The sequence below is a fragment of the Citrobacter sp. W9 genome (assembly GCF_026719375.1).
Taxonomy (GTDB): domain Bacteria; phylum Pseudomonadota; class Gammaproteobacteria; order Enterobacterales; family Enterobacteriaceae; genus Citrobacter; species Citrobacter werkmanii.
Genome location: NZ_JAPPTE010000010.1, coordinates 35261 through 47643 on the forward strand (window position 1 = coordinate 35261; position 12383 = coordinate 47643).

The following is a 12383-nucleotide window of genomic DNA, read 5'->3' on the forward strand; positions in this document are numbered from 1 at the left end:
CTTCGGCTAGTGAGATTTGACTGATTTTACGCCCAGCCAGTCGACGATCCCTTGGGCAGCATGCCGCCCTTCAGCCATCGCCGTGACCACCAGGTCCGCACCGCGTACCGCATCTCCGCCGGCAAAGATTTTCGGGTTACTGGTTTGATAACGGTACGCGCTCTCAACGTTGGCGGCAATGCGTCCCCAGTTATCGACCTTAACGCCATGCGCCTCCAGCCACGGCATACCGTGCGGGTGGAAACCAAACGCCATGATCACCGCGTCTGCGGGCATAACAAACTCACTCCCGGCGATCGGCACCGGGCGTCGACGCCCATTCGCGTCCGGCTCGCCAAGCTGGGTACGTAAGAAACGCACGCCGCTGACTCGTCCATCGGCATTCAACACCAGCTCAACCGGCTGGACGTTAAACTCAAAGTTCGCCCCCTCTTCGCGCGCGTTTTTCACCTCTTTTTTCGAACCCGGCATGTTGGCTTCATCACGACGATAGGCGCAGGTAACCTGGCTTGCCCCGTGACGCAGCGCGGTACGCACGCAGTCCATCGCCGTATCGCCTCCGCCCAGCACCACAACGTTCAGCCCGGCGGTATCGATAAACGGTTCTTCAGGCAGTTCATCCAGCCCCATCACCTGTTTGGTGTTGGCAATCAGGAACGGCAGCGCATCATAAACGCCCGGCGCGTCTTCATTCGGCAGGTCCGCCTTCATGGAACGATAGGTCCCCACGCCCACAAATACGGCATCGTACTCTTCCAGCAGCGTCGCCAGCGCCACATCCCTACCCACTTCACAGTTAAGTTCGAAATGAATGCCCATGGCGCTGAAGATTTCACGGCGACGCGCCAGCAGCGTTTTGTCCAGCTTGAAGGCCGGTATGCCAAACGTCAGCAAACCGCCGATTTCAGGATGGCGATCGTATACGGTGGCGCTAACGCCGTTTCGCGCTAACACATCCGCACAGGCCAGGCCTGCCGGACCCGCGCCGATAATCGCGACGCGCCTATCCACTTTCTGTACGTGGCTTAAGTCCGGTCGCCAACCTTTGCTCAGCGCCCGGTCAGAAATATAACGCTCAATATTACCGATAGTCACCGCGCCATGCTCGTTACGCACCGTGCATGCCCCTTCGCAGAGCCGGTCCTGGGGACACACGCGCCCGGTCACTTCCGGCAGGCAGTTGGTCTGATGAGAAAGCTCAACCGCCGCGTCGATGTTCCCGGCTTTGACCAGTTCTATCCACTGCGGAATATGGTTATGCAGTGGGCAGGTCCATTCGCAAATACTGTGGTCGCCGCATTTCAGACAGCGGGATGCTTCCCGTTCCGCCTGCGCCGTGCGAAACGGCAGATAGATCTCTTCAAAGCTGGTTTTTCGGGCTTCAATCGCCAGCTTATCTGGCTCACCACGCGCAGGCGTCGCCTGCATTTGCTCACGTTTGGTGATGGCATCCTGAACAAAATCGGTAGCGCTACTGTGCCAGGGCTGACTCTCCAGACTGGCTGTACGCAGTCTGCGCGCTTTTGACAGGCCGGTAAGCGCGTTTTCCGTCACCAGCTGTAACGCCTGTGCCGGACAGTTTTCCACGCAGGCGGGGCCTTCTTCACGCCCCTGGCACAAATCGCATTTATGCGCAGTCGCTTTCACCTTTCCTTTAGCCACGGGAGTGAGTACGATCTGCATCGTGCCAAAGGGACAGGCCACGACGCACGATTTGCAGCCAATACACTTTTGCGGGTTCACCTGCACGCTGTCGTTATCATGGCTGATTGCCCCGTTTGGGCAACTTCTGGCGCAGGGGGCGTCTTCACAGTGGTGGCAGGTCACCGCACTGCGCTGTTGCTGATGCTTTATGACGGTAATTCGGGGCTGAAAATGCCGCGGGCTCAGGACATGCTGCTCGCCATTGTGGGCCATGACGCAAGCGACCTCACAGGCATGGCAACCCAGGCACTGCTGGCTATTGACCATAATAAAACGATTCATGGCTTCCTTCTTTTTTGGTTGCAAAAACCTTATTCTTTATATGACTGTTGTTATTAACCGACACGGAAGGAAGCGGCAATGTTCATTTGCCCAGGAAGCACAACTATTTATCCAGAACCTGTGGCAGATCAATTTATTTCATCGCATATGAAATTGTGTTTCAGTTACCATCCAGTTTCATGGCGTTTTATTAACATTTATCAAATACACCGTATCGTTCGGGCTGTATCAAGGCGCGACGTGTATTGTGTGAGGATGCACAAGTGACGGTAAAGCGTCCGGTCTCGGCCAGCCTGGCCAAGGCTTTTTTCTACATCGTGCTGTTGTCGATTCTCTCAACGGGTATTGCGTTGCTCACGCTGACCAGCAGCTTGCGGGATGCTGAAGCCATCAACGTTGCTGGCTCATTGCGCATGCAAAGCTACCGTCTGGGTTACGATCTGCAAAGCCAAAGCCCGCAGCTCAACGCCCACCGCCAACTTTTCCAGCAGGCGCTAAACTCGTCGGCATTACAAAATCTGAATGCGTGGTATGTACCGCAAGCGGTGAAAAGTCGCTATGGACGACTGCATGCAAACTGGCTGGAAATGAACGTCCGTCTTATCGATGGCGATTTAAAATGGTACCAGGCCAATATCAATAACTATGTCGATCAAATCGATCTCTTCGTGCTGGCGTTGCAACATTACGCCGAACGCAAAGTGATGCTGGTTTTTGGTATTTCGCTGGCAGGCGGGATTGGCATATTCACGCTCGTCTTCTTTACCCTGCGGCGCATTCGCCAGCAGGTGGTGCGGCCGCTAAATAAGCTGGTAATGGCCAGCCAGCATATTGAACACGGTCAGTTTGATATCCCACCGCTGGATACCGGTTTACCCAACGAACTGGGGCTGCTGGGCAAGACCTTTAGCCAGATGTCGAGTGAATTACACAAGCTGTACCGTTCACTGGAAGCCTCGGTCGCAGAGAAAACCCACGATCTCCACGAAGCCAATCGCCGTCTGGAGGTGCTGTATCAGTGCTCTCAGGCGCTGAATACCAGTCAGATTGATGTGTACTGCTTCCGCCATATTTTACAGATTGTCCGCGAACATGACGCCGCGTATTTCCTGGAGCTTACCGTCGGTGATAACTGGCGGATTAGTGAAGGGAGCAAAAGCCCCGAGCTGCCAATGCAAATCCTGCCGGTCACGATGCAGGAAACCGTCTATGGCGAACTACACTGGCAAAGTCCAAACGTCAATGCCTCGACCCCGCTGCTCAACAGCGTATCTTCTATGCTGGGACGCGGGTTGTACTTCAACCAGGCGCAAAAACATTTTCAGCAGCTGTTGTTAATGGAAGAGCGCGCGACCATTGCACGCGAACTGCACGACTCGCTGGCGCAGGTGCTCTCTTATCTACGCATTCAGCTCACGCTGCTGAAGCGCTCGATTCCAGAGGATAACGCTCCGGCGCAAAGTATTATGGCGGATTTCTCTCAGGCGCTGAATGATGCCTATCGTCAACTGCGCGAGCTGCTGACCACCTTCCGTCTGACCTTACAGCAGGCCGATTTACCCTCCGCCCTGCATGAAATGCTGGAAACGCTGCAAAATCAGACCTCAGCTAAACTGGTGCTCGATTGCCGGTTGCCTACGCTGGCGCTGGATGCGCAAATGCAGGTGCATCTGCTGCAGATTGTTCGTGAAGCGGTGCTGAACGCAATTAAGCATGCTAACGCAACCGAAATTGCCGTCAGTTGCGTCACCGCGCCGGATGGCAATCATACGGTTTATATTCGCGATAACGGCATCGGCATTGGCGAACCGCATGAGCCTACCGGGCACTATGGATTAAATATTATGCGTGAACGAGCGGAAAGACTGAGCGGCACGTTGACCTTCTCGCAGCCCTCCGGCGGGGGAACGCTGGTAAGCATCAGTTTTCGTTCGGCTGAATCCGACAGTAAGCTAACGTAAAGAACCGCAAAGCGCCGTCGGGTCTGGATCCAGGTCTGACGGCGCTGGCACAAAAGGTATGCTGTAAACGGGCATGATAATTTACATTATCTTCTTTTTTTCTCCACGTTTGCCCCGTACCTTGCCGCTAAAGTGAAGCAAGTCATACCCATAACGATACGCAGAAACACGAGGTCCCCTTTTAATGGCGAATTTTTTCATCGATCGCCCCATTTTTGCCTGGGTGTTAGCTATCCTGTTGTGTCTGACAGGAGCCCTGGCTATTTTTTCGCTACCCGTTGAGCAATATCCCGATCTGGCCCCGCCCAACGTGCGGGTAACCGCCAACTATCCTGGTGCATCTGCACAAACGCTGGAAAACACCGTGACCCAGGTCATCGAGCAGAATATGACCGGTCTCGATAATCTGATGTATATGTCATCACAGAGCAGCGGGACAGGCCAGGCGACGGTTACGCTGAGTTTTGTCGCCGGGACCGATCCTGATGAAGCCGTACAGCAGGTGCAAAACCAACTGCAATCGGCAATGCGTAAGCTGCCGCAGGCGGTACAGGATCAAGGGGTCACGGTACGCAAAACCGGGGATACCAATATTCTGACCATCGCCTTCGTCTCTACCGATGGCTCCATGGATAAGCAGGACATCGCCGATTATGTGGCGAGTAATATTCAGGACCCGCTCAGTCGTATAAACGGCGTGGGGGATATCGACGCCTACGGTTCACAATACTCCATGCGTATCTGGCTCGACCCGGCCAAACTTAACAGCTTCCAGATGACCGCCAAAGATGTGACCGACGCTATCGAGTCACAGAATGCGCAGATTGCCGTCGGGCAACTTGGCGGCACGCCTTCAGTAGACAAACAGGCGCTGAATGCGACGATTAATGCCCAGTCGCTGCTGCAGACTCCGGATCAATTCCGCGATATTACTCTGCGCGTTAACCAGGATGGTTCGGAAGTTAAACTGGGCGACGTGGCGACGGTCGAAATGGGGGCTGAAAAGTATGATTATCTCAGCCGCTTTAACGGTAATCCCGCCTCCGGTCTGGGCGTGAAGCTGGCCTCCGGCGCCAATGAAATGGCAACGGCAACGCTGGTTATTAACCGCCTGAACGAGCTGTCGCAATATTTTCCGCACGGGCTGGAATATAAGGTGGCGTATGAAACCACCTCCTTCGTAAAAGCCTCAATCATCGACGTGGTAAAAACGCTGCTGGAAGCGATCGCGCTGGTATTTTTGGTCATGTACCTGTTCCTGCAAAATTTCCGCGCCACGCTGATTCCCACTATCGCCGTTCCCGTCGTGCTGATGGGTACCTTCTCCGTGCTCTACGCCTTTGGCTATAGCGTGAACACGTTAACCATGTTTGCGATGGTGCTGGCGATCGGCCTGCTGGTGGATGACGCCATTGTGGTAGTGGAAAACGTCGAGCGTATTATGAGTGAGGAGGGCCTCTCACCGCGTGAAGCCACGCGAAAATCGATGGGACAAATCCAGGGCGCGCTGGTCGGTATCGCCATGGTACTGTCGGCGGTGTTTATCCCAATGGCCTTCTTCGGCGGCACTACCGGGGCTATTTATCGCCAGTTCTCGATTACCATTGTTTCCGCGATGGTGCTGTCCGTTCTGGTGGCGATGATCCTCACCCCTGCGCTGTGCGCCACGCTGCTTAAACCGCTGCATAAAGGCGAACAACACGGGCAGACCGGTTTCTTCGGTTGGTTTAACCGCATGTTTAACCGCAATGCCGAACGCTACGAAAAAGGCGTTGCCCGGATCCTGCATCGCAGCCTGCGCTGGATCCTGATCTACGTTCTGCTGCTCGGCGGTATGGTCTTCCTGTTCCTGCGTCTGCCGACTTCCTTCCTGCCGCTGGAAGACCGCGGAATGTTTACCACCTCGATACAGCTCCCCAGCGGCTCCACCCAACAACAAACGTTGAAAGTGGTAGAGGAAGTAGAGAAGTATTACTTCACCCACGAAAAAGACAACATCATGTCGGTCTTTTCCACGGTAGGATCCGGCCCCGGCGGGAACGGACAAAACGTGGCGCGTATGTTCGTGCGTTTAAAAGACTGGGATGAGCGTGACACCACCACCGGGACCTCCTTCGCCATCATCGAACGCGCGACCAAAGCGTTTAATAAGATTAAAGAGGCTCGCGTCTTCGCCAGCAGCCCTCCAGCCATTAGCGGCCTCGGAAGTTCGGCTGGTTTTGATATGGAACTGCAGGATCACGCCGGCGCGGGCCATGACGCGTTAATGGCCGCACGCGACAAGCTGATTGAGCTGGCCGGGAAAGACGCGTCCCTCACCCGCGTTCGTCATAACGGACTCGACGACAGTCCACAATTGCAAATTGATATCGATCAGCGCAAAGCCCAGGCGCTGGGCGTGTCCATTGACGACATCAACGACACATTGCAAACGGCCTGGGGCTCCAGCTACGTTAACGACTTTATGGACCGCGGCCGCGTAAAGAAAGTCTACGTCCAGGCGGCGGCAAAATACCGCATGCTCCCGGACGATATCAACCTGTGGTACGTCCGCAATAATAGCGGCGGCATGGTGCCTTTTTCGGCCTTTGCCACCTCGCGTTGGGAAACCGGCTCACCGCGTCTGGAGCGTTATAACGGCTATTCTGCCGTCGAGATTGTCGGTGAAGCCGCGCCCGGCGTCAGTACCGGTACGGCGATGGACGTGATGGAGTCGCTGGTCCGTCAATTGCCGACCGGATTTGGCCTGGAATGGACGGCGATGTCTTATCAGGAACGACTGTCGGGTTCTCAGGCCCCCGCCCTGTACGCCATCTCTCTGCTGGTGGTGTTCCTGTGTCTGGCGGCGCTGTACGAAAGCTGGTCGGTGCCCTTCTCCGTCATGCTGGTCGTGCCGCTGGGGGTTATTGGCGCGCTGCTGGCCACCTGGATGCGCGGTCTGGAAAACGATGTGTATTTCCAGGTCGGGTTATTAACCGTTATCGGACTCTCAGCGAAGAACGCGATATTGATTGTTGAATTCGCCAATGAGATGAACGAGAAAGGACACGATCTGCTTGATGCCACGCTGCATGCCTGTCGCCAGCGCTTACGCCCGATTCTGATGACGTCGCTGGCGTTCATCTTTGGGGTGTTGCCGATGGCCATCAGCAATGGCGCAGGTTCCGGCGGTCAACATGCGGTGGGGACCGGTGTAATGGGCGGGATGATTTCAGCCACAATCCTGGCAATTTACTTCGTTCCCCTGTTCTTTGTGCTGGTCCGTCGACGCTTCCCATTGAAGCCACGCCCAGAATAATCGGACACAAAAAAGGCGACTTACGTTGAGTCGCCTTTTTTTATCCTTTGCAGGATATGAATTTCTTCCAGAAAATTATTTACGAAGCATGACTTCGATAAAGTCTTTCCAGTTCCCCAGTTCACGTTCAATCATAACAACCTCTCTTATTATTATGAGCATTCTACGAAATCATCATCATCAAAAGAAGATCATTTAACCGATGGTTGTGATTACATCCTCCCGTGTTTGGGTATATGTGATCACTATGCGCTAAACCCATAAATTTTATGTGACTTACTGCAACATTTTGAAATATTCATACATCATCTACTACTTTGACAATTCTGATGGAAAAACAGGCTGATGCAAACAGGCAAATTCTTATTTTCATTTATACGATAGTTTTGGAACTTTCAGGAATCATTATTCACCCTTGTTCAACAATGTTATATTTCTCTATAACGCCTGAATGACAATATGTATTATTCATGTTCACAAAACATAGGCATAAATATTCAAATTCCATCAATAAGGATTCAGATGATTACTCTCTACGGCATTAAGAATTGCGATACGATTAAAAAAGCCAGACGCTGGTTAGAAGAACGAGGGATCGACTACCGCTTCCATGATTATCGCGTCGACGGCCTGGACAACACGCTATTACAGTCCTTTATCAGCGAATTAGGTTGGGAGCCGCTGCTCAATACGCGTGGAACCACCTGGCGAAAACTGGATGAAGCCACGCGTAGCCAAATCACTACTGCGGACGCCGCCGCCGCGTTGATGATTGAAATGCCTGCAATTATCAAACGCCCATTGCTCTGCGCGCCGGGTAAGCCTATGCTGCTTGGTTTCAGTGATTCCAGTTATACGCAGTTTTTTAATGAGGTGTAATCTATGTCGTGCCCGGTTATTGAGCTGACTCAGCAGCTTATTCGCCGTCCTTCTCTGAGCCCGGATGATGCCGGGTGCCAGGCGTTAATGATTGAACGCCTGCGCGCGGTAGGTTTTACCGTTGAGCGAATGGATTTTGGTGACACGCAGAATTTTTGGGCATGGCGCGGTAAAGGTGAGACCCTGGCGTTTGCCGGTCACACTGACGTAGTGCCTGCCGGCGATGTCGATCGCTGGATTAATCCGCCGTTTGAACCGACCATTCGCGATGGCATGTTGTTTGGGCGTGGCGCTGCCGATATGAAAGGTTCACTGGCGGCGATGGTCGTGGCCGCAGAACGCTTTGTCGCCCAACATCCTAATCATCAGGGCCGCCTGGCATTCCTGATAACCTCTGACGAAGAGGCCAGCGCCAAAAATGGCACCGTGAAGGTGGTTGAAGCGCTCATGGCGCGGAACGAACGCCTCGATTATTGTCTGGTTGGCGAGCCGTCCAGCACGGAAATCGTTGGCGACGTGGTGAAAAATGGTCGTCGTGGTTCACTGACCTGCAACCTGACCATTCACGGCGTGCAGGGGCACGTAGCCTACCCGCATCTGGCTGATAACCCGGTACACCGCGCAGCGCCTATGCTCAATGAACTGGTGGCGATCGAGTGGGATCAGGGTAACGAGTTCTTCCCGGCGACCAGCATGCAGATTGCCAATATTCAGGCAGGAACCGGCAGCAACAATGTTATCCCGGGTGAGCTCTTTATTCAGTTCAACTTCCGTTTCAGCACCGAATTAACCGATGAAATGATTAAAGCCAGGGTGCTGGAACTGCTGGATAAACACCAACTGCGTTATACCGTCGACTGGTGGCTCTCCGGTCAGCCGTTCCTGACCGCACGCGGTAAACTGGTGGATGCAGTAGTGAACGCCATTGAGCACTATAATGAAATTAAACCGCAGTTACTGACTACAGGCGGGACATCCGACGGGCGTTTTATTGCCCGCATGGGGGCACAGGTAGTAGAGCTTGGGCCGGTCAATGCGACCATTCATAAAATTAATGAATGCGTTAATGCCGCCGACCTGCAACTGCTGGCCCGTATGTATCAACGTATCATGGAGCAACTCGTCGCCTGATGAGTGTTCCTGTAAGAGGAAATGAGCATGGACTGGCTGGCAAAATACTGGTGGATTTTAGTGTTGGTGTTTCTGGTAGGCGTATTGCTGAACGTGATTAAAGATCTCAAGCGTGTCGACCCTAAGAAATATCTCGCCAATAAGCCGGAGCTTCCCCCGCATCGTGACTTTAACGATAAGTGGGACGACGACGACGATTGGCCAAACAAGGATCAACCGAAGAAATAATTTCCAGGCCGATAAGTTCCGTAGGCCCGGTAAGCATTAGCGCTACCGGGTATTAAGTGCCGGATGGCAACGCTTCGCGTTTTGTCCGGCCTACTGTGATCAATCAGATCATCTCAATCACATCATCATCGTGAGGCTTACCACCGCTCAGCGCTTCATCAAAGTAGTGTTTCGGTACGGTAAAACGCAGATGATCGAGCGCAAACTGCATGCTGTGTTCATCAATGGCGTGCCCCAGATTTTCGACGATATCCAGCGTCACATCTCCACCGGCGCGAATTAACGCTTCCTGCGCAGCAACGGCGTGAGATAACTCAATCACCCGGTCTTCACCGCCGTGAATCAAATGTACCGTCGTAGCCGTGGTTGCAATCTCTGGTAAGGTGGCGTAGCGACCATTGAAGGCGATGACCCGCGATGCCAGCCCCGGCTCGGCTTTAATACTCTCAAGCGACATAATCGCCCCCTGAGAAAAACCAATCAGCGCGGTAGCCTGCGGTGAAACGCCGCTGTGTTTTTGCCAGTAGCGCACGGTTTCAATAAAGACCGGCATAATGGCGTCAACACGCGCCTGCCGGTTCTCCTCCGTTACGCCCTGAACCGAAAACCACTGACGTCCGGAAGGAGAACCATAAGGCTCAGCCCCGCCAATGCTGACGATGAGCGCATCCGGAAACAGCGGTGCAAACCAGGAGCCGATTTCGCCCATGGCAACCGGGTTATCGCCGACGCCATGAAACAGCAGCAGTAGCTGTTGAGCGGGTTTATCAGGACTTTGAACAACAAAATGGTCATGTTTCATGGCGATCTCCTTAACTGATGAGAATCATTCTACGCCGCTTAACCGCAATGACCATGTCAGTAAATTGAAGAAGTTAGTGAAAATTTTGCCATTGCATAATGCGATTTTGTAGCCGCTGTATACGTTCAGCATCCAGCTGCTTTAACGCCTGCGCCGCCTCGGCCCGCTGAACGACCAGCAGTGCTTTACGCCCGGGGATCTTCAACTGCTGGCACAATTCGGCATCGCTGCGTTTAGCCTGTAAGCGGCCCCGCAAGGCCGGGAGAGGTAACTCGCTGTGCTGAAGCAGACGAGTCAGACAGCCAAGCGACGTTAGTAATGGCCGATGGGCGAAGGCAAATCCGGCCAGATCATTCCAGTCATCCTCATTAAGCGTAGACTCTTTCAACGGGTCCAGCGGAATGCCCTCACCGTTCCACTGCGTAAGGATCTCCGCATCGCGCCGCAGACGCTGGTGTTCGCGCCCGGCGAGGCGTTTTCCCGCTTCGCTAATAGGCAGTAACGCCATGGCGGTATAGCACCCGCTGCTGGCTTCGCGGTGATTGCCCATTCGCACCAGAGCAAAACCACAGCGCTGCCAGAAACGCCAGAGTTCGACCGTATACCCAAAACTGACGGACAGATAGTCACACTGCGTGGAGTAACGCCGGGCCTGCATAATCAACTGCTGCCCGATACCTTCTCGCTGGCGAGCAGGATGAACCGCAATTCGGCTTACCCGCCGTCCAATGAGCGTTGCCGCCAACGGATCACCGCCGTGCGCCGCCAGTGACTGTGCAACCAGATTTCCTCGTGGTCGGCGATATCCTGCCCAAACGGCCTGGCTTAATTCCGCAGACAGTCCCCCTTCATCCACCAACCAGACGGCGCCCGCCACCGAGTCTGCACACGATGCCTGAAGGAAATGCTGGCCAGGCGCGTCCATCATTCGCCGCAGATCCAGTGGCGAAGTGCGATAGTGCGCCCCGGAAAGCAGTTGATATACCGCTACCGGCAGCGCCGGGTTGTCATACCAGGATTGTTGTTCAAATGCACTGAAATGGAGATCGCCCGACGGGGCATGCGTAAACGTTTCGTCGTCAAACAGCAGCGCATCGCTGACGATTTTCTCCAGCGGACATCCCAGCGCCCAGCGTACGGGCTGTTGTAACTCAAAACGTCGAAGATGGGGAAAGCGGGCGCAGAACTTCAACAAGAAGCCTCTGCCGGTTCCCTCATAGCCCTGAACGGTGGTGGTTAATAGCGTGCGGGGAAAACGCGCGACTAACTGATGCAGTAGCGGCGCGGGGATTGCGGCGGCTTCATCAACGATAAGCCAGTCTGCGGTTGCAGAACTGCTTAACAACGCGTCCGGGGCCATAAAGCGGTAACGTTCTGCGGCAAATTGCGCCAGCACATCGGTTGCCGCTTTGGCAGGCGCGGTAACAATTGCAGTCCCGTTGATACGTGCAATCAGTTGCCCCGCCAGCGCGGATTTTCCCCGACCACGCGCGGCCGTCACGGCAACCACGCCAGAAGGCATAGTCAGTAACTGCGATAAAATCAGCGCCTGTTCAGGCTGAGGTTCACCGGTTGCCGCGTGCCAGTCGGCGCGAGCAGCAAAGTGGGGATATGTAGCAGGCTGATGCTGCTGCCAGTGCAACGCCTGTCCATCACGGGAAATGACCCGTTTGACGTGTTCAACAAAATGCGGCGTTGGAATCGGGTCAGCGCAGTCACTCCAGCGCAGTGAATCCGCGTCAGGATGCGTGTGCCAGCTATGCCAGGGGGGAGTCAGCAACACCAGCCAACTGCCGGCGATCAGCGTGCCGCTTAAGGCGGCAAACGCCGCAGCGTCAAATCCCGGCCCGGCGTCAAAAACTGCATGATGGAATTCGCGCCCTAGTAATGTTTGCAGCGCCTGCGGCGTACAGTTCGGCTCAGCAGGGGCTTGCGCCCCTACCCATAGCCAGTCACCGGGTAACGCGTTGCGTAGCGCTAAAGCTTGCGCCTGACGCCAGCTATTCTCGCCGCTGATAACCAGCAGACGGCGGATGCCTTCGCGGGTCATCTGTTCAGTTAACGCCCTCAGCGCCGTGTTATCAGACATCCCTGCCTC

The 12383-nt window shown here is 54.5% G+C and carries 9 protein-coding genes; 5 read left to right on the forward strand and 4 right to left on the reverse strand.

The features are described 5' to 3' along the window. Positions 1-6: 6 nt before the first annotated feature. Complete coding sequence (aegA, locus tag OOJ59_RS15285) at positions 7-1986, reverse strand: formate-dependent uric acid utilization protein AegA (protein ID WP_085049249.1); 1980 nt, start codon at positions 1984-1986, stop codon at positions 7-9. A gap of 263 nt (positions 1987-2249) precedes the next feature. On the opposite strand from aegA, the gene narQ reads away from it, so the two are divergent. Both narQ and acrD read left to right on the forward strand, forming a co-directional pair. Then, a complete protein-coding gene (gene narQ, locus OOJ59_RS15290) occupies positions 2250-3947 on the forward strand; it encodes a nitrate/nitrite two-component system sensor histidine kinase NarQ (protein ID WP_160956103.1) in 1698 nt (565 codons plus the stop codon). 184 nt (positions 3948-4131) lie between these two features. Then, a complete protein-coding gene (acrD, locus tag OOJ59_RS15295) occupies positions 4132-7245 on the forward strand; it encodes a multidrug efflux RND transporter permease AcrD (protein ID WP_069324476.1) in 3114 nt (1037 codons plus the stop codon). Positions 7246-7320: 75 nt separating this feature from the next. Here acrD and ypfM read toward each other — a convergent pair whose 3' ends face one another. Then, positions 7321-7380, reverse strand: a complete 60-nt coding sequence (gene ypfM, locus OOJ59_RS15300; RefSeq protein ID WP_001386977.1) for a protein YpfM — start codon at positions 7378-7380, stop codon at positions 7321-7323. A gap of 387 nt (positions 7381-7767) precedes the next feature. Between ypfM and OOJ59_RS15305 the strand changes: the two genes are divergently transcribed. Genes OOJ59_RS15305 through OOJ59_RS15315 form a run of 3 tightly spaced genes read left to right on the forward strand, consistent with a single transcriptional unit; the run spans position 7768 to position 9483 of the window. Further along, the gene (locus OOJ59_RS15305) at positions 7768-8124 is read left to right on the forward strand and encodes an ArsC family reductase (protein ID WP_069324475.1); all 357 of its coding nucleotides are present in this window, start codon (positions 7768-7770) and stop codon (positions 8122-8124) included. A 3-nt stretch (positions 8125-8127) separates the two neighbouring features. Then, positions 8128-9255 (forward strand): succinyl-diaminopimelate desuccinylase, encoded by a 1128-nt coding sequence (dapE, locus tag OOJ59_RS15310; RefSeq protein ID WP_038642554.1) that lies wholly within the window; start codon positions 8128-8130, stop codon positions 9253-9255. Between the two features lie 27 nt (positions 9256-9282). Then, positions 9283-9483 (forward strand): membrane protein, encoded by a 201-nt coding sequence (locus OOJ59_RS15315; protein WP_003037974.1) that lies wholly within the window; start codon positions 9283-9285, stop codon positions 9481-9483. 103 nt (positions 9484-9586) lie between these two features. Here the strand turns inward: OOJ59_RS15315 and ypfH are convergent, their stop codons facing one another. Then, a complete protein-coding gene (gene ypfH, locus OOJ59_RS15320) occupies positions 9587-10285 on the reverse strand; it encodes an esterase (RefSeq protein ID WP_150345292.1) in 699 nt (232 codons plus the stop codon). Positions 10286-10358: 73 nt separating this feature from the next. Further along, positions 10359-12374, reverse strand: a complete 2016-nt coding sequence (locus OOJ59_RS15325) for a tRNA(Met) cytidine acetyltransferase TmcA (RefSeq protein WP_160956104.1) — start codon at positions 12372-12374, stop codon at positions 10359-10361. Between the last annotated feature and the right edge of the window lie 9 nt (positions 12375-12383).